The 26245-nt window shown below is 68.7% G+C and carries 25 protein-coding genes; 1 reads left to right on the forward strand and 24 read right to left on the reverse strand.

The window, feature by feature from the left end:
• Nucleotides 1-7 precede the first annotated feature (7 nt).
• The gene (locus tag AC1DFU_RS06895; RefSeq protein WP_092292095.1) at nt 8-2149 is read left to right on the forward strand and encodes a TonB-dependent receptor; all 2142 of its coding nucleotides are present in this window, start codon (nt 8-10) and stop codon (nt 2147-2149) included.
• Nucleotides 2150-2152: 3 nt separating this feature from the next.
• Here AC1DFU_RS06895 and AC1DFU_RS06900 read toward each other — a convergent pair whose 3' ends face one another.
• The 24 genes from AC1DFU_RS06900 to AC1DFU_RS07015 all read right to left on the reverse strand — a co-directional run bounded on the left by AC1DFU_RS06900 (nt 2153) and on the right by AC1DFU_RS07015 (nt 26142).
• Entirely contained in the window at nt 2153-2701 is a 549-nt protein-coding gene (locus AC1DFU_RS06900) for a GNAT family N-acetyltransferase (protein WP_092292093.1), read from the reverse strand.
• A 14-nt stretch (nt 2702-2715) separates the two neighbouring features.
• The gene (locus AC1DFU_RS06905) at nt 2716-3657 is read right to left on the reverse strand and encodes an MBL fold metallo-hydrolase (RefSeq protein ID WP_441591433.1); all 942 of its coding nucleotides are present in this window, start codon (nt 3655-3657) and stop codon (nt 2716-2718) included.
• Complete coding sequence (locus tag AC1DFU_RS06910; protein WP_092291365.1) at nt 3654-3914, reverse strand: DUF1289 domain-containing protein; 261 nt, start codon at nt 3912-3914, stop codon at nt 3654-3656. Before AC1DFU_RS06910 ends, AC1DFU_RS06905 begins: the two co-directional genes overlap by 4 nt.
• Nucleotides 3915-3922: 8 nt before the next feature.
• The gene (locus AC1DFU_RS06915; RefSeq protein WP_092291363.1) at nt 3923-4456 is read right to left on the reverse strand and encodes a YbaK/EbsC family protein; all 534 of its coding nucleotides are present in this window, start codon (nt 4454-4456) and stop codon (nt 3923-3925) included.
• A 37-nt stretch (nt 4457-4493) separates the two neighbouring features.
• On the reverse strand, nt 4494-5426 hold the full coding sequence (locus tag AC1DFU_RS06920) for a hydroxymethylglutaryl-CoA lyase (RefSeq protein WP_092291361.1): 933 nt from the start codon (nt 5424-5426) through the stop codon (nt 4494-4496).
• Between the two features lie 41 nt (nt 5427-5467).
• Nucleotides 5468-6409 carry a 2-hydroxyacid dehydrogenase gene (locus AC1DFU_RS06925; protein WP_441591436.1) on the reverse strand — a complete coding sequence of 314 codons (942 nt, stop codon included), beginning with the start codon at nt 6407-6409 and terminating at the stop codon, nt 5468-5470.
• A gap of 96 nt (nt 6410-6505) precedes the next feature.
• The gene (locus tag AC1DFU_RS06930) at nt 6506-8539 is read right to left on the reverse strand and encodes an acetyl/propionyl/methylcrotonyl-CoA carboxylase subunit alpha (protein WP_441591437.1); all 2034 of its coding nucleotides are present in this window, start codon (nt 8537-8539) and stop codon (nt 6506-6508) included.
• A 64-nt stretch (nt 8540-8603) separates the two neighbouring features.
• The gene (bioB, locus tag AC1DFU_RS06935) at nt 8604-9683 is read right to left on the reverse strand and encodes a biotin synthase BioB (protein WP_441591439.1); all 1080 of its coding nucleotides are present in this window, start codon (nt 9681-9683) and stop codon (nt 8604-8606) included.
• Between the two features lie 30 nt (nt 9684-9713).
• Nucleotides 9714-10478 carry a dethiobiotin synthase gene (gene bioD / locus AC1DFU_RS06940; protein WP_441591441.1) on the reverse strand — a complete coding sequence of 255 codons (765 nt, stop codon included), beginning with the start codon at nt 10476-10478 and terminating at the stop codon, nt 9714-9716.
• The gene (bioF, locus tag AC1DFU_RS06945) at nt 10475-11689 is read right to left on the reverse strand and encodes an 8-amino-7-oxononanoate synthase (RefSeq protein WP_441591443.1); all 1215 of its coding nucleotides are present in this window, start codon (nt 11687-11689) and stop codon (nt 10475-10477) included. Before bioF ends, bioD begins: the two co-directional genes overlap by 4 nt.
• On the reverse strand, nt 11679-13097 hold the full coding sequence (bioA, locus tag AC1DFU_RS06950) for an adenosylmethionine--8-amino-7-oxononanoate transaminase (RefSeq protein WP_441591445.1): 1419 nt from the start codon (nt 13095-13097) through the stop codon (nt 11679-11681). Before bioA ends, bioF begins: the two co-directional genes overlap by 11 nt.
• Nucleotides 13098-13353: 256 nt before the next feature.
• Entirely contained in the window at nt 13354-14142 is a 789-nt protein-coding gene (locus tag AC1DFU_RS06955; protein ID WP_092291347.1) for an enoyl-CoA hydratase/isomerase family protein, read from the reverse strand.
• Between the two features lie 31 nt (nt 14143-14173).
• Complete coding sequence (locus tag AC1DFU_RS06960) at nt 14174-15097, reverse strand: dienelactone hydrolase family protein (RefSeq protein WP_092291345.1); 924 nt, start codon at nt 15095-15097, stop codon at nt 14174-14176.
• Nucleotides 15098-15169: 72 nt separating this feature from the next.
• On the reverse strand, nt 15170-16777 hold the full coding sequence (locus AC1DFU_RS06965; protein WP_092291343.1) for a carboxyl transferase domain-containing protein: 1608 nt from the start codon (nt 16775-16777) through the stop codon (nt 15170-15172).
• Nucleotides 16778-16828: 51 nt separating this feature from the next.
• On the reverse strand, nt 16829-17260 hold the full coding sequence (locus AC1DFU_RS06970) for a YchJ family metal-binding protein (protein ID WP_092291341.1): 432 nt from the start codon (nt 17258-17260) through the stop codon (nt 16829-16831).
• Entirely contained in the window at nt 17257-17949 is a 693-nt protein-coding gene (locus AC1DFU_RS06975) for an HAD family hydrolase (protein ID WP_092291339.1), read from the reverse strand. Before AC1DFU_RS06975 ends, AC1DFU_RS06970 begins: the two co-directional genes overlap by 4 nt.
• A complete protein-coding gene (locus AC1DFU_RS06980) occupies nt 17946-18614 on the reverse strand; it encodes a 2-hydroxychromene-2-carboxylate isomerase (protein WP_092291337.1) in 669 nt (222 codons plus the stop codon). Before AC1DFU_RS06980 ends, AC1DFU_RS06975 begins: the two co-directional genes overlap by 4 nt.
• Before the next feature lie 114 nt (nt 18615-18728).
• Nucleotides 18729-19859, reverse strand: a complete 1131-nt coding sequence (locus tag AC1DFU_RS06985; RefSeq protein ID WP_092291335.1) for an acyl-CoA dehydrogenase family protein — start codon at nt 19857-19859, stop codon at nt 18729-18731.
• Nucleotides 19860-19888: 29 nt separating this feature from the next.
• Nucleotides 19889-20569 carry an SDR family oxidoreductase gene (locus tag AC1DFU_RS06990; RefSeq protein WP_092291333.1) on the reverse strand — a complete coding sequence of 227 codons (681 nt, stop codon included), beginning with the start codon at nt 20567-20569 and terminating at the stop codon, nt 19889-19891.
• 40 nt (nt 20570-20609) lie between these two features.
• Entirely contained in the window at nt 20610-21806 is a 1197-nt protein-coding gene (locus AC1DFU_RS06995) for an acetyl-CoA C-acetyltransferase (protein ID WP_441591449.1), read from the reverse strand.
• A 37-nt stretch (nt 21807-21843) separates the two neighbouring features.
• A complete protein-coding gene (can, locus tag AC1DFU_RS07000; protein WP_092291329.1) occupies nt 21844-22515 on the reverse strand; it encodes a carbonate dehydratase in 672 nt (223 codons plus the stop codon).
• Nucleotides 22512-24335, reverse strand: coding sequence for a bifunctional isocitrate dehydrogenase kinase/phosphatase (gene aceK / locus AC1DFU_RS07005; protein WP_092291327.1), 1824 nt, complete (start codon nt 24333-24335; stop codon nt 22512-22514). Before aceK ends, can begins: the two co-directional genes overlap by 4 nt.
• Nucleotides 24336-24421: 86 nt before the next feature.
• Nucleotides 24422-25615 carry an isovaleryl-CoA dehydrogenase gene (locus AC1DFU_RS07010; RefSeq protein WP_441591451.1) on the reverse strand — a complete coding sequence of 398 codons (1194 nt, stop codon included), beginning with the start codon at nt 25613-25615 and terminating at the stop codon, nt 24422-24424.
• A gap of 101 nt (nt 25616-25716) precedes the next feature.
• Nucleotides 25717-26142 carry a MerR family transcriptional regulator gene (locus tag AC1DFU_RS07015; protein ID WP_092292091.1) on the reverse strand — a complete coding sequence of 142 codons (426 nt, stop codon included), beginning with the start codon at nt 26140-26142 and terminating at the stop codon, nt 25717-25719.
• Between the last annotated feature and the right edge of the window lie 103 nt (nt 26143-26245).

A 26245-nucleotide genomic window follows, 5' to 3' on the forward strand; every position in this document is an offset into this window, starting at 1 on the left:
GCGAGCCATGTCCTCCCCTATTCATTTCTCCTCGGCGGTGCGCCGCACCCCGCTGGCGGCCGTTGCCGCCTTTCTCGTCACCGCCGGCTTCACCGCTGGCGCCTCGGCTCAGGAAGCCGCGACTCCGGTTGCCCCTCAGGCCGCCCCGCAAACCCTCAAGGAAGTGGTGGTCACTGCCAATCCGCTCGGCAGCGACCTCAACGACATGGTCGCGCCGGTCTCCTCGCTCGGCGGGGACGCCTTGGCCGTGCGCCAGGCCAGCACACTCGGCGAGACGCTGAACAGCCTGCCCGGTGTGACCTCGACCTATTTCGGCCCGAACTCGAGCCGGCCGATCATCCGGGGGCTCGATGGCGACCGTATCAAGGTGCTCCAGAACGGCGGTTCCACGCTGGACGCCTCCACGCTCTCCTATGACCACGCGGTGCCCATCGACCCGCTGGTGGCCGAGAAGATCGAAGTGGTACGCGGCCCGGCCGCGCTGATGTACGGCGGCAGCGCCATCGGCGGCGTGGTGAATGTGATCGATAACCGCATCCCGCGCGACCCGATTACCGGCGTGAGCGGCGCGGCGGACGTAAGCGGCACCATCGGCGGCGACAAGGGCCGCAACGCCAGCGGCCTGATCGAGGCCGGCAATGGCCAGTTCGCCGTGCACGCCGACGCCTTCGTGCGCCAGACCAGCGACCTGAAGATCCCCGGCTACGCACGCAGCGGCAACCTGCGCGCCACCCAGCCGCTGCCCGAGGGCGAGAGCGAGGCCTACGGCAAGATCCCGAACACCAACGCGCACCAGGAAGGCGGCGCGATGGGCGGCGCCTACACCTGGAGCGACGGCTTCGTCGGCGCCAACTTCTCGACCTATCGCAACGACTACGGCACCCCGGCCGAAGCCGACGCGCGCATCAAGATGCGCCAGGACCGCTACGCGGTGGAGGGCGAGGCGCGCAATTTGTCGAACAACACCGGCGGCTTTATCGAGGCGGTGAAGGGCAAGTTCAGCTACACCGACTACGAACACCGCGAGATCGAGGACGGCGAGACCGGCACGATCTTCAAGAACCACGGCTGGGACGCCCGCCTGGAAGCCACGCACGGCAAGATCGGCAACATGACCGGGGTGATCGGCACGCAGTTCGGCCACACCAACTTCTCCGCGCTGGGCGAGGAGGCGTTCGTGCCGAGCACCGCCACGGACAACGCCGCCATCTTCGTGTTCGAGGAAATGCCGCTGGTGGCCTCGGGCGACCTGAAGCTGAACCTCGGCGGCCGGCTGGATCACAGCAGCGTCAAGGCCAGCGCCAACGGCAACGACCGCTTTACCGATGCGAACCGCAGCTTCAACGCGGGCAGCGCTTCGGCCGGGCTGCTGTGGAAGCTGGACCCGGTGTGGTCGGTGACCACGAACCTGTCCTACACCGAGCGCGCGCCCACGTTCTACGAGCTGTACGCCAACGGCCCCCACCTGGCCACCGGCTCTTACGAGGTAGGCGACCCCAACGCGAACAAGGAGCGCGCCACCTCGCTGGACCTGGGCGTGCGCTTCAAGCAGGGCGCGCATAGCGGCTCGCTCTCGGGCTACTACAGCCGATTCCAGAACTACCTGGCGCTGGTGAATTCGGGCAGCTTCCGCGACGCGGAAGGCAATGTGGTGGCCGCCGGCAGTGACGGCGCGCTGCCGGAGCTGCAATACCTCGGCGTGCCGGCCACGCTGTATGGCTTCGAGGCCGAAGGCAAGACGCGGCTGCTGCAGAAGATGCTGACGACCAGCGACACGCTGGACTTCGAAGCCCGCGCCGACTACGTCCACGGCGAGAACCGCAACACCGGCGAGGCCCTGCCGCGCCTGTCCCCGCTGCGGCTGGGCGGCGCGCTGGTCTACGGCGCCGGCCCGTGGGGCGCGCGCATGGACGTGAACTGGAACGCGCGCCAGAGCCGCGTGCCGAGCGGCGACACGCCCACCGACGCGTACACCACGCTGGGCGTGGCGCTGACGTACAAGCTCAAGGTATCGGGCGTGCAGACGCTGTTCTACGTGCGCGGCGACAACCTCACCAACGAGGAAGCCCGCAGCGCCACGTCGATCCTGCGCGACATCGCCCCGCTGCCGGGCCGCAGTGTCAAGATCGGCATGCGGACGTCGTTCTAAGGGTCAGCCCCCCGAGAACCACTCCGGCACCAGCGAGTACACCGCCGCCGCAACCGGCCTGCCGCGCAGGATCAGCCGGTTGCGGGCGATGCATTCAAGCGTGGCGCCGATCTTCACCGCCACGGCGCGGCTCGCCACGTTGGCCTCGGCCGCCACGATCTCGATGCGGGTCAGGCCGAGCCCGTGGAAGCCATGGCAGGCCATCATCGTTGCCGCGCCCGCCGCCAGCCCCTGCCGCTGGCGGCTCTCCCGAATCCAGTAGCCCAGGTTGCCGAGGTTGTCCTCCGGCCGGATCTGGTTGATCGCCACGCCGCCGTAAAGCTCCCGGCCATCGGGCGAGAACACGCCGATGTCGAACGCGGAGCCATCCGCCATATTGGCGTCGCAGCGCGCGAACCACTCCTGGGCGTCCAGCGTGTTGTAGTCATGCCGCGCCCACGGCATCCAGGCGCCGACGGTGGCCATCGACTCCCGCACCGCCGCCGCGAACGGCAGCACATCGGCCGCACGGAACGGCCGCAGCATGAAGTCCTTGCCCCGCAGCGGCGGCATCATGGCCCGGCGCCTCAGTCGCGGTTGTGGACGGTCTCGCCGTCCAGCGCCAGCGCGCCCACCGCCGCCAGCCCGCGCAGGGTCTGGGCGAAGACCGTCTCGAACGGCGTCTCGGCCATGAAGCGCGCGTGGATGCGCTGCATCAGCGGCGTGCCGTGCATCCACGCCAGCAGCGCGGTGCGCGACATCGACTGCTGCTCCAGCAGCTTGAACTTCACCAGCACCTTTACCGCGTGGCTGGCGTTGCGCAGCGGGTCGCCGCGCAGGTGGGCCAGCCGGCCCTGCGCGCGCGCCACCGCCTCGGACACATCGCCGAACACGCGGCCATGGCCGGGGATGACGAGGCGGGCGTCGAGTTCGGCGATGCGCGCCAGCACGGCGGCCTGCTCCGCGAAGCCGCTTTCGCCGTCGAGTTCGGGAAAGATCACGCCGAAGCCGTTTTCCCAGAGCGCGTCGCCCGAGATCAGGATGCGCGGCCCGGGGGCGAACAGCATGACTGCGTGCGGGTCGTGGCCCGGCGCGGCCACCACGTGCCAGTCGAGCCCGCCCAGGCGCAGGTGGTCGCCGTCGTGCAGCAGCGCGTCGAAGGTGAAGCGCTGGCACTGCTGGCCGGTGGCCACGAAGCTCAGGGCGTCGTCATCCCACGCGGACACCGCCGCCGCCTCGGCGGCCGGGATCGACGTGCGTGGCTGCCAGCGCGCCTGCAGCGCGGCGTTGCCGCCGCAATGGTCCGAATGGAGATGAGTGTTGATGACCTGCCGCAGGGGCCGGCCATCGAGCGCCGATGCGACCAGCGCCTCGGTCTGGGCGGCGTGGGTCAGGTAGCCGGTATCGACGAGCGCCGTGTCGCCAGTCTCGTCATCGACCAGCAGCACGTTGTTGGCCGACAGCCAGCCGCGCTCGAACACGCGGACGGACGGCGGCAAAGAGGCGGAAAAGGAAAGCGGCGCGTTCATGCCCCGTCTCCGCCCAGCCACGCCACGCGCGCAGGCAGCAGCGCCCAGACGCGCCGGCGCTCGGCATCATCGGCCTGGGACCAGCCGGCGATTTCCTCGATGGTGCGCAGGCAGCCTTCGCAATAGCCGGTCACCGGGTCCATCTTGCAGACGTTGCGGCACGGGGACGCCACCGGCGACGTCCCCAACGCGGCAGCGGCGCCGCGCGTGAGGTCGGCTTGCAGGCGGCGCGCGGCGGGCGGGAGCACGGCGGACATCGCGCGGGTCAGTTAGCCACCGGCGCCACCTGCGCCGCCACGTCGGCAACTTCGGCGCCGGTCATGGCCTGGAGCTGGTGCGGCGTGAGGTTGAACACCGCGTGCGGATGGCCGGCGGCGGCCCACAGGCTCTCGTAGCGGAACAGGTCCTGGTCGAGCAGCATCACGGGCGGCACGGCGTGGCCGATGGGGCAGACGCCGCCAATCGCATAGCCGGTCTTCTCGCGCACGAACTTCGCATCGGCCTTGCCCAGCGGGCCCACGCGGGCGGCCACCTTGGCCTCGTCCACGCGGTTGCTGCCGCTGGCGATGACGAGCACCGGGGCGTCGTCCGCCACGCGCCGGAAAATGATCGACTTGGCGATCTCCGCCACGCTGCAACCGAGCCCGGCGGCGGCTTCGGCCGAGGTCTTGCCGGTGGCCGGCAGCATCACCACCGGGCGGTCATGGCCGATGCCGGCGAGCAGGTCGGCCACGCGCTGCGCGGCGTCGGGCAATTCGCCGAGTTCGTTCGGCTCGTTGGATGCGGGGGACGCGCTCATGGGTGGATTCTCCTTATCTATCTATATAGGGGGCAGCTCAGGTGCAGACCGCCGCGTCGTCCGCCGCCGCCCACTTGGTCAGCAGGGCGCGGCCCACGCGCGAGTTGTTCGGGCGGCCGATGGCCTGCGAGATGTAGTCGCCGGTGCGCACCACCGCCTCCAGGTCGATGCCGGTATGCAGCCCCATGCCGTGGAGCATGTAGAGCACGTCCTCGGTGGCCACGTTGCCGGTGGCGCCCTTGGCGTACGGGCAGCCGCCCAGCCCCGCCACGGACGCGTGGAAGATGCCGATGCCCACTTCCAGGCTGGCCAGGATGTTGGACAGCGCCTGCCCGTAGGTATCGTGGAAATGACCCGAGAGCCGGTCGATCGCAAACTCCATCGACGCCGCGCGCATCACTTCCTGCACCCGCGCGGGCGTGCCGACGCCGATGGTATCGGCGATGTCGATCTCGTCGCAGCCCAGGTCGCGCATGCGGCGCACCACGTCCACCACGTCGTGGACGGACACCTCGCCCTGGTAGGGGCAGCCCAGCGTGCAGGAGATGCTGCCGCGCAGCCGCACGCCGGCTTCCTTGGCGGCGGCCGCCACCGGCTCGAAGCGGGCGATCGACTCGGCGATCGAGCAGTTGATGTTCTTCTGCGAGAACGCCTCGCTGGCCGCGCCGAAGATCACCACCTCGTCGGCCCCGGCCGCCACGGCGCCCTCGAAGCCGCGCAGGTTCGGCGTCAGGGCCGAATACAGCGTGCCGGGACGGCGCTGGATGCGCGCCATGACCTCGGCGCCGTCCGCCATCTGGGGCACCCACTTGGGCGAGACGAACGACGCGGCCTCGATATTGACGAAGCCCGCGTCGGTGAGCTGGTTGATCAGCGTCACCTTGACGTCGGCGGGCACCATCGCTTTTTCGTTCTGGAGCCCGTCGCGCGGGCCCACTTCGACGATCTTCACGTACTGGGGCATGGTCATGGCTGTCTCCTCGGTTCCTTGTCTGGACGTGCCGGCCCGGCTCAGTAGCCGCGCTGCAGGTCCACCACGCCGGCAATCGGCTTGCCTTCGGCCAGCGCGCGGATCTTGCCGGCGATCTGGGCGATGCTGTCCTCGCGCAGCGTCAGCGCCGAGATATGCGGCGTGATGGTGATGCGCGACTCCTGCCAGAACGGATGGTCGGCCGGCAGCGGTTCGGTGCGGAATACGTCCAGCGTGGCGCCGGCGATCTGCCCTTCGCGCACGGCGGCCAGCAGGTCGTCTTCCACCAGGTGCGGGCCGCGCGCCACGTTGATCACATAGGCGCCCCGGGCCAGGCGGTAGAGCAGGCCGGTGTCGATGATGTCCTCGGTCTCGGTGGTCAGCGGCAGCACGTTCACCAGCACGCGCAGGCCGTCGAGGAAGGCGCGCTGGCCGTCCTCGCCATGGAACGATTCCACGCCTTCCACGGCCTTGGCCGAGCGGCTCCAGCCGCGCACCGGGAAACCGAAGCCGGCCAGCGTGCGGGCGATGTGGGCGCCCAGCGTGCCGATGCCCATCACGCCGATGGTGAAATCGGCGCGGCGATGGGGCTTGAGGAATTTCCACGTGCCGGCGCGTTCCTGGGCGTCGTAGGCGTCGAGCTTGCGGAAGTAGCGCAGCACGGCGGCGGTGACGTATTCGGCCATCTGGGCGGCCATGCCGGCGTCATCGAGGCGCACGATGGGCACGCCGGCCGGCAGCGCGTCGGGGTCTTCGTCGCGCAGGCGCAGGATGCCGTCCACGCCGGCACCGAGGTTGAACACGGCGCGCAGGTCCTGGCGGCCACGCAGCATGGCCACGGGCGGACGCCAGACCACGGCGTAGTCGGCGGCCTCGCCCTGGCTTTCCTCCCATTTCAGGCATTGCGCCTCGGGCAGCGCCTCGGCAAAGCCTTCGATCCAGGGTTCATAGCGGCCATCCGGCACGTACAACTGCAACTTCATCTCGACTCCAGTTCTTTTCGGGGGTGTTGTGGGGGCATTTTGGCACGGCAGACCCTGCTTTGCTCCCCTCTCCCTCTGGGAGAAGGGAGCAAACCGTCAGGCAGCCGTTGGCTCCGCCACCGCGAACGCCAGCAGTTGCGCGCCTTCCGCTACCTGCTCGCCCACGCCGTAGAGCACCTCGCTGACCACGCCGTCGGCGGGGGCGCTGATGGTGTGTTCCATCTTCATGGCTTCCATCACCAGCAGCGGCGTGCCGCGCGTGACGGTGCTGCCGGGCGTCACCATCACGGCGATGACCTTGCCCGGCATCGGGGCGGTGAGCTTGCCGCCCTCGCTCTCGGCCTCGCCGGCGTGGCCCAGCGGGTCCAGCCACGCCAGTTCCGTGTGCCGGCCGGCGGTGAAGACGTGGAACATGTCGCCCTCCACGTGCACCTGGCCGTGGGTGCGGCGGGTGCCCAGGTCCACGCGGATGTCGTCGGCCTTGAACACGTAGGCGAACGGCGCCGCCTGATCGGCATAGATCAGCGTGCTGCGGCGCGGGTCGGCGCGCAGCACCACTTCCACCTTGTTGCCGCGATGCGAGAAGTACAGCGTACGGGACTCCCGGCCGTTCAGGCGCCACGGGCCGGCGTGGGTCCACGGCGAGTGCCGGTCGGCCTCGTCGATGCGGCGCGTGCGGGTCTCGCGCTCGAGCAGCGCAGCCACGGCCAGCGCGATGGCCTCCATGCCGGCCGCCTTGGGCGGCGGGAACAGCACCGCCTGGTTGCGTTCGATCAGGCCGGTGTCGAGGTCTGCCGTGCGGAACGCCTCGGATTTGACCAGCCGCTGCAGGAAGGCGACGTTGGTTTGCAGCCCCACCACGTGGTAGCCGGCCAGCGCCTGCTCCATGCGCGCCAGCGCCGCGTCGCGGTTGGGGCCCCAGACGATCAGCTTGGCGATCATCGGGTCATAGAACGGGCTGATGGTGTCGCCCTCGCGCACGCCGGCATCGATCCGCACGCCTGCCGGGCCGTGGGAGTCCCCGCCAAGCATGAACTGCACCGCCGGCGGCGTGCGCAGGAAGCGCAGCGTGCCCGTGGACGGCAGGAACTGGTTGTCGGGGTTCTCGGCGTAGATGCGCGCTTCAAGCGCGTGGCCGTCGATGCGGAGCTGCTCCTGCGTCAGCGGCAGCGGCTCGCCGGCCGCCACGCGCAACTGCCACTCCACCAGATCCTGGCCGGTAATCATCTCCGTGACCGGATGCTCCACCTGGAGGCGGGTGTTCATCTCCATGAAGTAGAACGAGCCGTCCTGATTGGCGATGAACTCGACCGTGCCGGCGCCGACGTAGCCCACGGCCTTGGCCGCCGCCACCGCCGCCTCGCCCATCGCGCGGCGCCGTTCCTCGGTCATGCCGGGCGCGGGGGCCTCCTCCAGCACCTTCTGATGGCGCCGCTGCACCGAGCAGTCGCGCTCGAACAGGTAGACGCAGTTGCCGTGGGTGTCGGCAAAAACCTGAATCTCGATATGGCGCGGGCGGGTCAGGTATTTCTCGACCAGCACCTTGTCGTCGCCGAAGCTGGCCGATGCCTCGCGCTTGACCGAGGCCAGCGCGGCCTCGAAGCCCTCGCCCGCCTCCACCACGCGCATGCCCTTGCCGCCGCCGCCCGCGCTGGCCTTGATCAGCACCGGGTAGCCGATGCGGTCCGCCTCGCGGCGCAGCAGCGCCGGGTCCTGATCCTCGCCGTGGTAGCCGGGCACCAGCGGCACGGACGCGCTTTCCATCAGCTGCTTGGCCGCGCTCTTGCTGCCCATGGCGTGGATGGCCGAGGCCGGCGGGCCGATGAAGACCAGCCCTTCGGCGGCGCACGCCTGCGCGAACGCCTCGTTCTCGGACAGGAAGCCGTAGCCCGGGTGGATGGCCTGGGCGCCGGTCTCCTTCGCCATCTCGATGATGTGGTTCGCGCGCAGGTAGCTGTCGCGCGCGGCCGGGCCGCCGATATGCACGGCTTCGTCGCAGAACGCCACATGGCGCGCGTTCGCGTCCGCATCGGAGTAGACGGCCACCGTGCGGATGCCCAGCCGGCGGCACGTGGCCGCCACACGGCAGGCAATCTCGCCACGGTTGGCGATCAGGATCTTGTTGAACATGGCTCCTCCTTTGTTTCCCTTGTTATCCGGGGGGCGGCCAGTTGCTTACCTCACGGCAGGGCCGTCATCCCGCGTAGCCTTCCGCGCGGATGTCGAGCCGGGCCAGCAGCGCGCGGTCGCGCTCGGCCTGCGGGTTGCCGGTGGTCAGCAGCTTTTCGCCATAGAAAATCGAATTGGCGCCGGCCATGAAGCACAGCGCCTGCAACGCTTCGTCCATGGCCTCGCGGCCGGCGGACAGGCGCACCATCGCGCGCGGCATGGTGATGCGTGCCACGGCAATCGTGCGAACGAACTCGAACGGGTCCAGCGCTTCGGTGCCCGCCAGCGGCGTGCCCTCCACCTGCACCAGGTTGTTGATGGGGACCGACTCGGGGTACGGGTCCAGGTTGGCGAGCTGGGCGATCAGGCCGGCGCGCGCCTCGCGTGCCTCGCCCATGCCGACGATGCCGCCGCAGCAGACGTTGATGCCGGCGCCGCGCACGTGGCCGATGGTGTCCAGGCGGTCCTGGTAGGTGCGCGTGCCGATGATCTTGCCGTAGAACTCGGGCGAGGTATCGAGGTTGTGGTTGTAGTAGTCCAGGCCGGCGTCAGCCAGGCGCTGCGCCTGCTCGGCCTTGAGCATGCCCAGCGTCACGCAGGTCTCCAGGCCCATCGCCTTGACCTCGCGCACCATGTCGATCACCGGCTCCAGATGGCGGTCCTTCGGGCTGCGCCAGGCGGCGCCCATGCAGAAGCGGGTGGCGCCGTTGGCCTTGGCGTTGCGGGCGGCCTCCAGCACGGCGTCCAGTTCCATCAGCTTCTCGGCCTTCACGCCGGCGTCGTGGTGCGCGCTCTGCGGGCAGTAGCCGCAATCCTCCTCGCAGCCGCCGGTCTTGATCGACAGCAGCGTGGAAAGCTGCACCGTGTTGGCGTCGAAGTGTTCCCGATGCACCTGCTGCGCGCGGAACAGCAGGTCGTTGAACGGCAGCGCGAACAGCGCGGCGACGTCATCGACCCGCCATGCGGCGTTTTCATCACGCTCGGCGGCGGCTTGCAGGTTGCGGGCGGACTGGCGCAGGGCGTCGGCAGAAATCGTGGCGACGGTCTGGGCGGAGGTCTGTTGGGATTGTTGGGCTTGTTGGGCTTGTTGGGCTTGTTGGGTCATGGTCTTTTGCGGATTCTGTGTAGTCGGGGCTCAGTCAGCGGACTGGGCCACGGCGGTGTATCGGATATGCGGCGGCATGCTGGCCAGCAGCGGGGCGAGGTCGAGTTCCGTCGCCGCCACGGCGGGGGCCACCTGCCAGGGCAGCTCGCCCAGGCAGGGCGCGCCGAGCGCGTCGTGCAGCGTGGCGATGTTCTCGTGCGGCAGCAGCATGTCGGGGTCGATGCGGTTGGCGATCCAGCCGGCCAGCGTGAGCCCGCGCGCCCGCACCGCGTCGGCGGTCAGCATCGCGTGGTTCAGGCAGCCAAGCCGGACGCCCACCACCATCACCACGGGCACGTTGAGCATTTCGGCCAGGTCGGCGGTGTTCCAGCGCGCGGCGCCCACGTCGAGCGGCACCTGGAAGCCGCCCACGCCCTCCACCACCACGGCTTCGGCGCGATGGCGCAGCGACGCGAACGCGGCCTGGATCGGCTCGCGCGTGATGCGCAGCCCTTCCATGGCCGCCGCCAGGTGCGGAGAAACCGGCGTGCGCATCAGGAACGGGCACATCTCCTCCTGCGGCACGATCACCGAGCCGGCGGCGCGCAACTGCTCCACGTCGTCGTTCTGCCAGCGCTCGTCCAGCCACTCGCCGCCACTCGCCACCGGCTTCATGCCGACAGTGGTGTAGCCCGCCGCGTGCAGCGCGTGCAGCAGCGTGGCCGTGGCGTGGGTCTTGCCGACGCCCGTGTCGGTGCCGGTGACGAAGCAGGCCACGCGGCCGGGCTTCTTCTGCTCCTTGTCGATATCCGTCATGCGGCCTCCCGGTGCGGGATGGCCCGCGCGATGGCATCGAGCAGCCGCTGCACGTCCTGCGCGGTGTGCGAGGCGGACAGCGTGATGCGCAGCCGCGCGGTGCCGGCCGGCACAGTCGGCGGCCGGATGGCGCCCACGCGGATGCCCTCGGCCTCCAGCGCGGCAGACAGCGCCAGCGCGGCGGCGTTGTCACCGACGATCAGCGGCTGGATCGCCGTGTCGCTTTCGCCCAGCGTCCAGCCGGCCTGCGCGGCCAGCCAGGCCAGTCCGTCGCGCAGCGTGGCAATCAGCCCCCCAAGCTGCGCGCGGCGCTGGCGCCCTTCCTCACCGGCGATGATCGCCAGGCTCGTCAGCAGCGCGTGCGCCACGGCCGGCGGCGCCGCCGTCGTATAGATATAGGGGCGCGCGGTGTTCACCAGATGCTCGATGATCGTGGCGTGCGCCGCCACGAACGCCCCGGCCACGCCGGCGGCCTTGCCCAGCGTGCCGATATAGATCAGCCGTTCCGAGCGCAGGCCGAGGTGCTCCAGCACGCCCCGCCCGTTCTCGCCCAACGCGCCGAAGCCGTGGGCATCGTCGACGATGATCCACGCATCGTGGCGTTCGGCCAGCGCCAGCAGGCCAGCCAGCGGCGCGATATCGCCATCCATGCTGAACACGCTGTCGGTCACGATCAGCTTCAGGCCGCCGGTGTGGGCGGCGAGCTGGGCGTCCAACGCGGCCAGATCGCCATGCGGATAACGCTGCACATCGGCACGGGCCAGCCGAGCGCCGTCGATCAGCGAGGCATGGTTCAGCGTCTCGCAGAACAGCGTCGCGCCGGCGGTGCCGAGCGAGGTCAGCACGGCAAGGTTCGCCATATAGCCAGTGCAGAAGTACAGCGCCTGCGCCTGCGGGATATGCGGCGCCAGCCACCGCGCCAGTTCCTGTTCGAGTTGGGCGTGCGCAATCGAATGGCCGCTGACGAGGTGGGAAGCCCCGCTGCCGGCGCCATAGCGACGCGCGCCATCGGCCAGCGCCTCGGCAATCGCCGGATGGTTGGCCAGCCCGAGGTAGTCATTGCTGCTGAAGGTCAGCAGCGGCACCGGCCTGGCGTCGATGGCGCCGACCGACTGGTGCGGCGCGCAGGCCGTGTGGGCGATGCGGCGCCGGCGCGTGAGCGCCTGGGCTTCGCGGTCGGCGGCGGCGCGGGTCAGTTGCTCAAGCAGCATGGCGCACCTCCGGCATCGGTCCCGCCACCGCGTGCAGCGTGGTGAGCAGCTGCTCGCCCAGCCATTCGGCGAGTTGCTGGTCGAACACGTACGGCGGCATCAGATAGAGGGTGTTGCCGATGGGGCGCGCCAGCACGCCCTGTTCGCGCGCGGCCAGATGGAAGCGCGACGCGAAATCGGCGCCGGCGACCTCCGGGTCCACATCGGCAGCCCAGATCATGCCGCGCTGGCGCACGTTGACCAGGCGCGGGTCGGCGGCCAGCGGCGCCATGGCGTCGGCCAGCCAGCGGGCGCGCTCGCGGTTGCGGGCGAGCACGTCTTCCGCGTCGAACAGGTCGAGCGTGGCCAGCGCGGCGCGGCAGGCCAGCGGGTTGCCCGTGTACGAGTGCGAATGGAGGAAGCTGCGCGCGATGTCGTCGGCGACGAAGGCGCGCTGGATCTCCGGCCGCGACAGCACCAACGAGAGCGGCAGGTAGCCGCCGCTGATGCCCTTCGACAGGCACAGGAAGTCTGGCCACGCGTGGGCGGGCAAGGCTTCACCCTCCTGACGCTCGCGCGCCTGCTCCCAGGCGAAGAAGGTGCCGGTGCGGCCACAGCCCACGGCAATCTCGTCGGCAATCAGGTGCACGCGATAGCGGTCGCACAGCGCCCGGGCGCCTTCCAGATAGGACGGGTCATACATCGCCATGCCGGCGGCGCCCTGCACCAGCGGCTCGACGATCAGCGCGGCGATCTGGCCGGCGCGTTCGCGCAGCAGCGCTTCCAGGTCGGCCAGCGCGCGGGTGGCGACATCGGCGGCGCTCTCGCCGGGATTGGCCTGGCGGGCGTCCGGCGACATCACCACATGGGCGCGGCGCGTGAGCGGGGCGTAGGCGTCGCGGAAGATCTCCACATCGGTCACGGCCAGCGCGCCCACCGTCTCGCCGTGGTAGCCGTGGCGCAGGCACACGAACTCGCGCTTGGCCGGCAGGCCGGTGTTGTGCCAATAGTGGAAGCTCATCTTGAGCGCGATCTCCACCGCCGACGCGCCATCGGACGCATAGAAGGTGTTGCCGAGCGCCCCGCCGGTGAGCGCGGACAGCCGCTCGGCCAGCGCCACGGCCGGCGCGTGCGTGCAGCCGGCCAGCATCACGTGTTCGAGCGTCTGCATCTGGTCCGCCAGCGCGGCGTTGATGACCGGGTTGGCGTGGCCGAACAGGTTGACCCACCACGAACTGATGGCGTCGAAGTAGCGGCGGCCGTCGCTGTCGATCAGCCACGGGCCCTCGCCGCGTGCGATGGCCAGCGGCGGCTCGTTGGCGCCCGCGTCGGGCCGCAGGCGCGTGCACGGGTGCCACACGGCGCGCTGGCTGCGCGCGGCGAGTGATCCGTCAGCCGCTGGGGAAGAAAGGTGTTCCGGATGTTCCAAGGGAAGCCTCCTTTGTTGTCCGTCCACGCCGGCGCCACGCCGGACGAGGCCGGGGCGCGCTGGCAAGCAGGACGGAATGGGGAGGCTCATGGTAGGAAGGTCCTTGGGGACTTGGCAAACCGGGCTGCCCCGGCACGTTAGCGGCAACTTGACCGAGGTTGCGCGATGTTGGCGGATGCGGTGACGCGCGCGCCGCCCCATTCGGGCTTCCAGCCGCTAACGTCCGGCATCGTCCCGAAACAAATCGGCAGAAAAATCATTGCGGACGCCAGGCCGGCGCGCGTTTTTCGAGGAAAGACCGCACGCCCTCGCGCCCTTCCTCGGACGCGCGGATCGCCGCGATCCGGTTCGCGGTGTCGGCCAGCAGGTCGTTGTCGATGGCCCGCCCCGCCACTTCCTGCACCAGCCGCTTGCTCTCGCGCACGGCGTTGGGGCTGTTGGCGACCAGCGCGGCGGCCACCTCGGCCACCTTGGCGTCCAGTTGTGCAGCCGGCACCACGGCATGGACGAAGCCGAGCCGCAGCGCCTCGGCGGCGTCGAACCGCTCCGCCGTGATGAAGTAGCGCCGCGCGGCCTGCTCGCCCATCGCCCGGATCACATAGGGGCTGATGGTGGCCGGCAGCAGGCCGAGCTTGGCCTCGGACAGGCAGAAGTTGGCCGGTTCGGCGGCCACGGCGATGTCGCAGGCGGCCACCAGGCCCACGCCACCCGCGTAGGTGTCGCCGTGGATGCGGGCGATCACCGGCTTGGGGCAGGCCCAGATGGTGTGGAGCATCTGGGCCAGCGTCAGGGCATCGGCACGGTTCTCGTCGTCCGTGTAGCCGGCCATCTTCTTCATCCAGTTCAGGTCCGCACCCGCGCAGAAGGCCGGGCCGGTGCCTGCCAGCACGATGGCGCGCACGTCGGGGGTATCGCCCAGCGCGCGGAACGCGCCGGTCACCTCGGCAATCACGGTTTCGTTGAACGCGTTGCGCACGTCCGGGCGGTTCAGCGTGACCGTGGCAACGTGGTGCGCGGCGGTCACGTTCAGCGTGGTGAAGTGCATGGTCTCTGTCTCCGGGGCATCGATGGGGGTGTCAGGAGGCGCGCTCGGTGGCACCGGCTGGCTTGGGCGGGTCTTCCGGCGCGTCGTCGAACGGCATGCCGATATGGTGGAAGAAGGCGTCCACCTCGGGCAGCCACAGCGCGATGCCGTGGCGGCTGCTGAACAGCTTGTGGGAGTCGCCCTCGAACTCGCCCACGTCGACGAAGCGCGCGTCGGCGGCCGGGCCGCTCGCGGTCGCCTTGTAGTTGTTGTACAGCCGCTCGGGCAGCGGCCAGGGCCAGAAGCTGTCGTTGTCGCCGTAGAACCAGAGCGACGGGTAGCGCGCCGTGCGGCCGTAGTCGCCGAACGCATCGATCAGGTTGTTCTCCCAGCCGGCACACGCGGCATTGCGCAGCCCGCCGGCGAAGTTGACCACGCCGCGCACGCCCGGATAGCCGATGGCGGACAGCGCCATGGTCGAGAGCCCGCCATGTGACTGGCCGATCACCACGATGCGGGTCGGGTCCACATAGGGCTGCTGCACGAGGTAGTCGAGCGCGGCGATGACATCCTCGGCCTGCGCCATGCCGTTGGCGCTGATGTTGCAGCTACCGCCCACGTAGGCGCCGCCGGACTTCGAGAAGCCCTGCCGCATCGGCAGCGCCACCACGTAGCCGCGCCGCACGAACTCCGCGCTCTGCGCGGCAAAGCGCGCGCGGCCCTGGTAGGCGGGCTTGCCGGGCGCCTTGCCGTGGTTGATCACCACCAGCGGGTAGCGGCCATCGGCGGCGGGCCGGAAAATGGTCGTCTCCAGGTCCACGTTGGCGTCCGCGCCGGCCTTGGGCACCATCACCACGCGCTCGATCGTGCGCGGCGGCAGCGCGGCCAGTGCCGACTGGGCGACGGCCGCCCCGCACAGCGTGACGCAGGCCAGCGCGACGGCAACGCCGCGAACGAGGGGGGCAAGGCGCAACATGGTCAAACCAGAAAAAATGCGGTGAGGGAAAGGTCGAAACGGATACGGCAAAAACGTGGCTGACTGGCGGGCCTACATCCGGAACACGCCGAACTTCATGTCGCCGATGGGCGCGTTGAGGCTGGCGGACAGGCCCAGGCCGAGCACGGTGCGCGTCTGCGCCGGGTCGATGACGCCATCGTCCCAGAGCCGCGCGCTGGCGTAGTACGGATGGCCCTGATGCTCGTACTGGTCGCGGATGGGCTGCTTGAACGCCTCTTCCTCATCGGCGCTCCACTTGCCGCCGCGCCCCTCGATGCCATCGCGCCGCACCGTAGCCAGCACGCTGGCCGCCTGCTCGCCGCCCATCACCGAAATCCGCGCGTTCGGCCACATCCACAGGAAGCGCGGCGAGTAGGCGCGGCCGCACATGCCGTAGTTGCCGGCGCCGAACGAGCCGCCGATGATGACCGTGAACTTCGGCACCTGCGCCGTGGCCACGGCGGTCACCATCTTGGCGCCATTGCGGGCAATGCCTTCGTTCTCGTACTTGCGGCCGACCATGAAGCCGGTGATGTTCTGCAGGAACACCAGCGGGATCTTGCGCTGGCAGCACAGCTCGATGAAGTGCGCGCCCTTGAGCGCCGACTCCGAGAACAGGATGCCGTTGTTGGCGATGATGCCGACCGGGTAGCCCCAGATCCGCGCGAAGCCGCAGACCAGCGTGGTGCCGTAGCGTGCCTTGAATTCGTCGAATTCCGAGCCATCGACGAGGCGGGCGATGACCTCGCGCACGTCGTAGGGCTTGCGCGTGTCGGTGGGGATCACGCCGTAGAGTTCTTCGGTGGGATACAGCGGCGGCGTCGGCTCGTGCAGGCGGATCTGGTCCGGCTTGCGCCGGTTCAGGTGCTGGACGATATTGCGCGCCAGCGACAGCGCGTGGTGGTCGTTCTGGGCGAAGTAGTCGGCCACGCCGGACAGCCGGGTGTGGACGTCCGCGCCGCCCAGGTCCTCGGCGCTGACTTCCTCGCCGGTGGCCGCCTTCACCAGCGGCGGGCCGCCCAGGAAGATCGTGCCCTGGTCCTTGACGATGATCGACTCGTCGCTCATCGCCGGCACGTAGGCGCCGCCGGCCGTGCAGGAACCCATCACCACGGCGATCTGCGGGATGCCCTTGGCGGACAGGTTGGCCTGGTTGTAGAAGATGCGGCCGAAGTGGTCGCGGTCCGGGAAGACATCGTCCTGATTGGGCAGGTTGGCGCCGCCCGAATCGACCAGATAGATGCACGGCAGGTTGTTCTCTTCGGCGATTTCCTGCGCGCGCACGTGCTTCTTGACCGTGATCGGGTAGTAGGTGCCGCCCTTGACCGTGGCGTCGTTGCAGACGATCACGCACTCCTGCCCGGCCACCCGGCCGATGCCGGTGATGATGCCGGCGCCGGGCGCGGCGTCGTCGTACATCTCGTACGCGGCCAGTTGCGACAGCTCCAGGAACGGGGTGCCCGGATCGAGCAGTTGCTGCACGCGGTCGCGCGGCAGCAGCTTGCCGCGACCCAGGTGCTTGGCGCGGGCGGCTTCGCCGCCGCCTTCGGCCAGTTTGGCGATGCGGGCCTTGAGGTCCGCCACCAGCGCCTGCATGGCCTCGGCGTTGGCCTTGAAGGCTTCCGAGCGTGCGTTCAGTTTGGTTTCCAGCGTGGGCATGTCTCGTCCTGTTCTTTGTCTCGTTCCCGCTTACCGCTTCCCTGCCAATCCCTACCCCTGATCCTGCCCGAGCATCTCGCCATCGACATAGAGCCAGCGCGGCGTCTCCCCGGCCTCGCGCGGCTCGAACACAAAGCGGCTGCGCTCATGCAGCCGCCACGCGCGGCCACCCACCTTGTAGCGGGCGACGAATTCGACGATGGCGTGGGTGTCGTCCTGCTGGGCGTGGGCCTTGACCGTCAGCCCGAGCCAGCGCGTCTCGCGCTCCGGGGCCAGGTCGTTCGGGCAGGTGGTGGCGTGCCAGGTCTGGCGCAGCCAGTCCACCAGCCCCTTGACGTAGGCGCTGTAGCGCGAGCGCATCAGCGCCTCGGCGTTCGGCGGCAGCGCCTCGCCGCGATGAAAGCGCCCGCAGCACGCGGCGTAGTCGGCATGGCCGCACGGGCAAGGCTCGGGACCGGCGCGCTGAGGGCGGCTTGGACTCATCCGATCAGCTCCGGCAGTTGGCGCATGTCCGTGAAGATGGCGCGTGCGCCGGCTTCGCGCAGCTCGCGGGCATCGTTCAGCGCGGCGTAGCCGAGCACGGTCATGCCCGCGGCCACGCCGGCCGTCACGCCGGTGGGGCTGTCTTCCACCACCACGCAGCGCGACGGATCGACACTCATCGTGCGCGCGGCCAGCAGGTAGACGTCCGGCGCCGGCTTGCTGCGCTCGACCTCGGTGGAGGAGAAGATGTGCTCGCGCGTGTCCTGCTGGAACAGCTCGACCAGCCCGGTGCGCGTCAGTTGCAGCTTCACCTTGATGCGGTCCGCGCCGGAAGCCACGCACACGGGCAGGCCGCGCGCGGTGATGGCCTCGATGGCCTCGCGCACGTGCGGCACGGCCACCACCTCGGCCTCCAGCACCTGGTTGCGGCGCGCGAGCCACGTCGACAGCCAGTTCTCGGGCAGCGGCTTGCCCAACCGGCGTTCGATGTTCCCCAGCTCGTCGCGCACGGCGCGGCCGAGGAACCAGCGCTTCGACTCCTCCAGCGAGATGGCGATGCCCAGCTCGTTGAGCATCTCGTTGAGCACGCGGTGGACGATGGGCTCGCTGTCGACGAGCACGCCGTCACAGTCGAAGATCACGCAATCGAAGGCGGAGGGCTGCACGGGGGCCTGGGTTGCTGCGGTCATGCGGGTTTCTTTTCCTTGGTGATGTCATTGCCGCCGACGGCGCGCAGCGGGGTCTGTGCCGTCTGCCGCCGGCTCTTGAGGTAGGACTCCACCTGCTCGAAGCGGTCGAAGCCCCAGAACGGCTCCCCGTCGATGATCACGAACGGTGAGCCGAACACGCCCTTGGCCATCGCCACCTCGATCTCGGCCTTGAGCTGGTCCTTGATCTGGTAGCTGGTGGCGCCCTCGTTCATGGCGATGGGGTCGACGCCCAGCGGCTCGGCCAGCTTGGCCAGCTCCGCCGGCTCGGCGATATTGAGGTCATCGACGAACAGCGCCCGGTACACGGCCTTGGCGAACGCCGTGGCCACATCGGCGCCATGGTGGTTCTGCAGCCACAGCACCGCGCGCGCGGCGTGCTGGGTAGGCAGCGGGAAGTGGGTCGGGCGCTTGTAGTCGATGTGGTGGAATTCGGCGGTGCGCTCGAAGTCGCGCCAGCAGTATTCGCCCTTGAGCGGGATGCTCGGCAGCGGCGACGAGCCCGTCGTCTTGAACACCACGCCCAGCAGGATCGGATGCCACGCCACGTAGCGGCCGTACTTCTGCGCGATCTCGTCGATGCGGGTGCTGGCGAAGTAGCCGTAGGGCGAGGAAAAATCGAAGTAGAAGTCGATCGGTGCGGTCATGGCGAAGGGGGCTCCAGGTCAGATTCGCTTGCGTTGGGGTCAGGAACTAGGAACTGCGACGGCGATTGCCAATAGTACAAGTACGATTGCCGATAGTACGCTTCCCGCCCGCGCTCAGCCGAGCGCGCGGGCGATGAGGATCTTCTGGATGTCGCTCGTGCCTTCGTAGATCTGGCACACGCGCACGTCCCGGTAGATGCGCTCGACCGGGAAATCGGTCACATAGCCGTAGCCGCCGAAGACCTGGATGGCGTCCGAGCAGACCGCCTCGGCCATCTCGCTGGCGAACAGCTTGGCCATGGCGGCTTCCTTCAGGCACGGGCGGCCGGCATCCTTGAGCGTCGCCGCGTGCCAGACCATCTGGCGCGCCACGTCGATGCGGGTGGCCATGTCGGCCAGCCGGAACTGCACGGCCTGATGCTGGAACAGCGGCTGGCCGAAGCTTTCCCGCTCCTTCGCGTAAGCCAGCGCGGCGTCGAACGCGGCGCGGGCCATGCCGATGCTCTGCGAGGCAATGCCGATGCGCCCGCCTTCGAGCCCGGACAGCGCCATCTTGTAGCCGGCGCCCTCCTCGCCCAGCAGGTTCTCAGCCGGGATGCGGCAGTCCTCGAACACGATCTGGGCGGTATCGGACGAATGCTGGCCGAGCTTGTCCTCGATGCGCGCCACCACGTAGCCGGGCGTGGACGTGGGCACCAGGAAGGCGCTGATGCCGCGCTTGCCAGCAGCCTTGTCGGTCACGGCCATGACGATGGCCACGTCGGCGTGCTTGCCGCTGGTGATGAACTGCTTCACGCCGTTGAGCACGTAGTGGTCGCCGTCACGCCGGGCGGTGGTGCGCAGCGCGGCGGCGTCCGAGCCGACGTGCGGCTCGGTCAGGCAGAAGGCGCCCAGCATCTCGCCGCGCGCCAGCGGGGCCAGCCATTGCTGCTTCTGCGCGTCGTTGGCGAAGGCCATCAGCATGCTGCACACCGGGCAGTTGTTCACGCTGATGACGGTGGAGGTGCCACCATCCCCGGCGGCAATCTCCTCGAGGATCAGCGCCAGCGACAGGTAGTCGAGCCCCGCCCCGCCGAGTTCTTCCGGCACGGCCACGCCGTAGCAGCCGAGCGCGGCCAGTTCCTTGTGCACCGCCTTCGGAAAGGTCTTGTCGCGGTCCCACTGCGCCGCCTGCGGGGCAATGACGTCCTGCGCGAACTGCCGCACGGCATCGCGGATCATTTCCTGTTCGGGAGTCAGCAGCATGGTGTCCGGTGTCCTTTGTCTCCCTCCCCTTACCAGGGGAGCGGGGTGCCGTCGTAGTTGTGGAAGCTGCCGTTGTCGCGCTGGGTCAGGCCGGCCAGCGTGCGGCGCAGGCCGGTCACGCTCTGCTGCGGCGTGAGGTCGGCCTTGGGGCCGCCCATGTCGGTCTGCACCCAGCCGGGATGCAGCGCCACGCAGATCGCATGGCGCGCGTCCAGCGAGACCGCCTTCAGGGCGGCGTTGGCGCCGGCCTTGCTGACGCGGTAGAGCCAGCTGCGGTTGCTGTCCATCGCGCCGATGCTGCCCATGCGCGACGACAGCACGGCCAGCACGCCGCCACGCCCGTGGTTGCCGGTCTCGACGAACGGCAGGATCAGCGGCAGGGCCATCATCGGACCGAGCACGTTGGTGTGCATCACGCCGTCGAAGTCCTCGCGCGTGACCGGTTGCGCGCCTTCGCTGCGCGGGCCGATCACGCCGGCGTTGTAGATCGCCACGTCAAACGACTCGCCATCCAGCTTCCAGCCCAGCCCGGCCAGCGCGCCGGCGTCGGTCAGGTCCAGCTGGTGGGCCTCGGCGCCGAGCGCCTTGAGCGCTGCCACGCCCTCGTCGCTGCGGGCGGCGGCGATGACGCGCCAGCCGTCGGCACGGTACTGGCGGACAAACTCGAGACCGAGACCGCGCGAGGCGCCAAGGACGAGGGCTGTGGGCATGGGAGGACTCCTGTCGTGTGGGTAGGCGAGGTTGGAAGGATCAGACGATTTCGATGCCGACCGCCGTGGCCTCGCCGCCGCCGATGCAGAGGCTGGCCACGCCGCGCTTGCCGCCGGTCTTGCGCAGCGCGCCGATCAGCGTGGTCATGATGCGCGCGCCCGAGGCGCCGATCGGATGGCCCAGCGCGCAGGCGCCGCCGTGGATGTTGACCTTGTCGCGCGGAATCTTGAGGTCGTGCATGGCCGCCATCGGCACCACGGCGAAGGCCTCGTTGATCTCGAACAGGTCCACGCTGTCGGTGGTCCAGTCCAGCTTGCGGTAGAGCTTGGCGATGGCTTCCACGGGCGCCGTGGTGAACCAGCCCGGCGCCTGCGCGTGCGAGGTATGGCCGAGCATGCGCGCCAGCGGCTGCAGGCCGAGCGACTTCGCGGTCGACTCGCGCATCATCACCAGCGCGGCGGCGCCGTCGTTGATCGACGATGACGAGGCCGCCGTGATCGTGCCGTCCTTGGCGAAGGCCGGCTTCAGCGACGGGATCTTGTCCACCTTGATGCGGCGCGGGCCTTCATCGGTGTCGATCACCGTGTCGCCGCCCTTGCCCGACACCGTGACCGGCGTGACTTCCCAGCGGAAGGCGCCGCTCTCGGTCGCCTGCTGGGCGCGGCGCACGGACTCCATCGCGAATTCGTCCTGCTGGGCGCGGGTGAACGCGTACTTGGCGGCGCAGTCCTCGCCGAAGGTGCCCATCGCGCGGCCCCCGCCTTTTTCGTCACGAGAGTAGGCGTCTTCCAGGCCATCGAGCATCATGTGGTCGTAGATCATGCCGTGACCGATGCGGTAGCCGCCGCGCCCCTTCGGAATCAGGTACGGCGCGTTGGTCATGCTTTCCATGCCGCCCGCGATGGCGATCTCGAACGAACCGGCCAGCAGGCCGTCGAAGACCGTCATCGCCGCGCGCATGCCCGATCCGCACATCTTGTTGACCGTGGTACAGGCCACGTCCAGCGGCAGCCCGGCGCCGAGCGCCGCCTGGCGCGCGGGCGCCTGCCCCTGCCCGGCCGGCAGCACGCAGCCGAACACCACTTCCTGCACCTGCTCCGGCTTCAGGCCGGCGCGCTCCACGGCGGCGCGGATGGCCGCGGCGCCGAGCTGCGGCGCCGTCAGGCTGCTCAACTCGCTCTGGAACGCGCCCATGGGCGTGCGGGCGGCGGATACGATGACGATCGGGTCTTGCATGGTTGTCTCCTGAATACCGGTTCGTACTGTCTTGAAATCAGCGGATCGAAGCCTGCGGGGGGTCGCCGTACTGGCGATAGGCCGCGGCCAGTTGTTCGTGCAATTCCTCATTGCTGCTGGCGGCCATGCCGAGGTCGCGCAGCAGGCCATCGGACACGCCGTAGACCCAGCCATGCACTGTCACGGCCTGGCCACGGTCCCAGGCGTCCTGGAGCACCGTGGTCTGGCAGACGTTGTTGACCTGTTCGATCACGTTCAGCTCGCACAGCCGCGTGTGGGCATCGTCCTCGCGCAGCACCGTGCCGAGGTAGGCGGCGTGCTTGTCGGCCACATCCTGCACGTGGCGCAGCCAGTTGTCGGCCAGGCCGACGCGCTCGCGCTTGAGCGCTACCTTGACGCCACCGCAGCCGTAGTGGCCCACCACGGTGATGTGACGCACCTTGAGCACCTCCACGGCGAACTGGAGCACGGACAGCGCGTTCAGGTCGCTGTGCGAGATCACATTGGCGATATTGCGATGGACGAACACCTCGCCCGGCGCCAGTCCGAGGATCTGGTTGGCCGGCACGCGCGAATCGGAACAGCCGATCCACAGGTACTCGGGGGCCTGCTGGTTGGCCAGTCGCGTGAAGAAGGTGGGGTCTTCCGCGTTGACGCGGTCCACCCAGTCGCGGTTGTTCTTGAACAGTTGCGCGATGGCATCAGTCATGCCGCCCTCCTTGGAAGATCTGTGGGGTGGTCGTCGGCGCCGGGGCCGTAGCGGTGGATAAAGCGGTCTTTACTCTGATAGGCAAAAAAGTCATGGACGTGTCCGGCCATCAGCCGGTCCTTATGGTGCTGCCACATGGCAGCATCGAAGAAATCCTCGTGGTGCCGCAGGAAGGCGGCGCGCACGCGTGGGTCGCCGAGCAGGAACGTGCGGAACGTTTCCGGAAAGATGTCGTGCGGACGTACGGTGTACCACACCTCGCCAGACATTTCCTCCTCCTCGTTGCGCGGCTCGGGCACGCGGCGGATGTTGCAATCGGTCAGGTATTCGATCTCGTCATAGTCGTAGAACACCACGCGCCCGTGGCGCGTGACGCCGAAGTTCTTGTAGAGCATGTCGCCCGGGAAGATATTGGCGGCGATCAGTTCCTTGACCGCGTTGCCGTACTCGACGATGCCGTGCTCGACCTGCTCGTCGGTGCCCTCCTGGAGCCACAGGTTGAGCGGCGTCATGCGGCGCTCGATATAGACGTGGCGCACCACGATCTCCTGCCCGCCGTCGCGGCCGCGCTGGTACTCGATCATCGACGGCGCGTGGGCTTCCAGCTCGCGCACCAGCGATTCGTCGAAGCGCGACAGCGGGAAGGCCACGTCGGAGTACTCGAGCGTATCGGCCATGCGCCCGACCCGGTCGTGCTGCTTCACGAGCTGGTACTTCGACTCCACCAGCGCGCGCGTGGTTTCCTTGGGCGGCGCGAAGGCATCGCGGATGACCTTGAACACGTACGGGAACGACGGCAGCGTGAACACCAGCATCACCAGGCCCCGGATGCCGGGCGCGACCACGAACTTGTCCGACGAATGCTGGAGATGGTGGAGGAAGTCGCGGTAGAACAGGTTCTTGCCCTGCTTCTGCAACCCCAGCGCGGTGTAGATCTCCCCGCGCGGCTTGCGCGGCAGGATGTCGCGCAGGAAGGTCACGTAGGCCGATGGAATCTCCATGTCGACCATGAAATAGGCGTGCGAGAACGAGAACAGGATCAGCAGCTGTTCCGGGCGCAGCAGCACGGTGTCCAGCACGAGCTGGCCGGTCGGGCCGTGGATGATCGGGATCGCCAGCGGGTAGGTCTGGTCGCCGTTCAGCACCCGGCCGACGATGACGGCGGCCTTGTTGCGGAAGAACAGCGACGATAGCGCATGAATCTGGAAGTTCGGCGCAATCCGCGCCTCGCCCAGGTGCTCGGCGAAGGCGCGCACCACGTAGCCGATGTCCCGCGCAAGATCCTCGAACGGCCGCTCCAGCTGGTAGTTGTGCACCATCCGCTCGAAACAGGCGGCCATGCCCTCGCGGCTGCCCGGGTAGTAGGCGCGATAGGTGGGCCGCATCGGCGATTCCTCGTTCTCGATGTACTCGGTCGAGATCGCTGGCCGCACGAAGATGAAATCGTTATTGAAGTACGAGCGGTGCAGGATGCGGGTGCAGACCGAGTTGAAGAAGGTCTCGGCCAGCTCGGGCTGGTGGTGCCTGGTCAGCAGGCCGATGTAGTGCAGCTTGATCTGCTGCCAGATGCCGTCCTCGATCCGCGCGGCGTCGTACTCGTCCTCGAGGATCACCGTGGTCTCGCGCACGCGCTCGTTATAGAACGCGATGCGATCGCGCTGGAGTTGCTGCAGCCCGTGCCAATCCCCTGCCTCGAAACGCAGCTTGGCCGCGTGGCTGACCTCGCGGAACAGCCGGTAGTGCTTGTCGAAGCCGTCCAGCATGGTCCGCGCCACATCGTAGGCAATCTGCGACGAGAGCAGCTTGGGGAAGTGCGACATGTTCGAGGCGGCGGCTGCGGTAAGGGGTCAGGGAATTGTAAAGGGGTTCGCTAGCGTCGGCTGGGTTGACGATAGATCACATTCGATCACATCGTCTCGGCAAACAGCTCCCGGCCGATCAGCATCCGGCGGATCTCCGACGTGCCCGCGCCAATCTCGTACAGCTTGGCATCGCGCCACAGCCGCCCGGTGGGGTAGTCGTTGATGTAGCCATTGCCGCCCAGGATCTGCACCGACTCGCCGGCCATCCACGTGGCCTTTTCCGCCGTGTACAGGATCACCGCCGCGCAGTCCTTGCGGACCTGGCGCACGTGGCCGCTGCCCAGCGAGTCCAGGTTCTTGCCCACGGTATACAAATAGCTGCGCGCGGCCTGGAGCGTGGTGTACATGTCCGCCACCTTGCCCTGGATCAGCTGGAACTCGCCGATGCTCTGGCCGAACTGCTTGCGGTCGTGGATGTACGGCGTCACCACGTCCATGCACGCCTGCATGATGCCGACCGGGCCGCCGGACAGCACCGCGCGCTCGTAGTCGAGCCCGCTCATCAGCACCTTGGCGCCGCCATTTTCGGCGCCGAGGATGTTCTCCACCGGCACTTCCACGTTCTCGAACACCAGTTCGCCCGTGTGGGAGCCGCGCATGCCCAGCTTGTCCAGCTTCTGCGCCACCGAGAAGCCCTTCATGCCTTTCTCGACGATGAAGGCCGTCATGCCGCGCGCGCCGAGGTCCGGCTCGGTCTTGGCGTAGACCACCAGCACGTCGCAGTCCGGCCCGTTGGTGATCCACATCTTGGTGCCGTTCAGCACGTAGCGGTCGCCCCCGGGTCCGCCAACCCTGTCGGCGCGCAACTTCATGCTGACCACGTCCGAGCCCGCGTTCGGCTCGCTCATCGCCAGCGCGCCGATCCAGTCCCCCGACACCAGCTTGGGCAGGTATTTCGCCTTCTGGGCGGCCGAGCCATTGCGGTGGATCTGGTTCACGCACAGATTCGAGTGCGCGCCGTAGGACAGCCCGACCGACGCCGACGCGCGGCTGATCTCCTCCATCGCGATCATATGGGCGAGGTAGCCCATGTTCGCGCCGCCGTACTCCTCGGCCACGGTGATGCCCAGCACGCCGAGGTCGCCCATCTTCTTCCAGGCATCCATCGGGAACTGGTCCGACCGGTCGATCTCGGCCGCGCGCGGCGCCAGTTCGGCCTGCGCCCAACTGCGCACGGAGGCGCGCAGCATCTCGATGTCCTCGCCCAGATCGAATCTCAGGCCTGGCAGTTCGGTCATGTCGGTCTCCTGTCTGTTCGTGTCGGTGTTGTGGGGCGTATTTTATTGACGTTTACGTAAACGTCAATTCCATCCGAAGGCGGATGGCTGAAAGTGCGGCATCAGGCGGTTCTGGTCTTGGGGGCTTCGCCATGTGCCGCTAGCAGCGCCCGGCAATGGCGCTCGTGCTGGTCGATCTCGGCAAGCTGGGCCTGGAGGTCTTCCATCTGGCGCTCCAGAACGTCCCGATGCTGCGACAGGGCGCCCAGGAAACGCTCCAACTGCGGCGCGGTATCGCGTGGCGACTCGTAGAGATCCAGAATTTCGCGAATCTCGTTGAGAGTGAGCCCTAACCTTTTGCCGCGCAGCGTGAGCTTGAGGCGGGTGCGCTCGCGTCCGTTATAGACGCGCTTGCGGCCGCCCGGGCCCTCGCGGTCAGGCGAGAGCAGGCCCTGATCCTCGTAGAACCGGATCGCGCGCGGGGTGACGTCGAACTCGCGCGCGAGGTCGGTAATGGTGTAGGTGGCGGAGGATGGCTGTGCCGGCATGGTGCGCCCAGGAAAGTGAACGGTCGTTCGTTGTACGGTCAAGTTTTGGTCTAAGATGACGAGCAGGCCGCGACGATTGACGTTAACGTTAGCGTCAAGTGCC

Source organism: Cupriavidus sp. 10L45 (assembly GCF_056395225.1).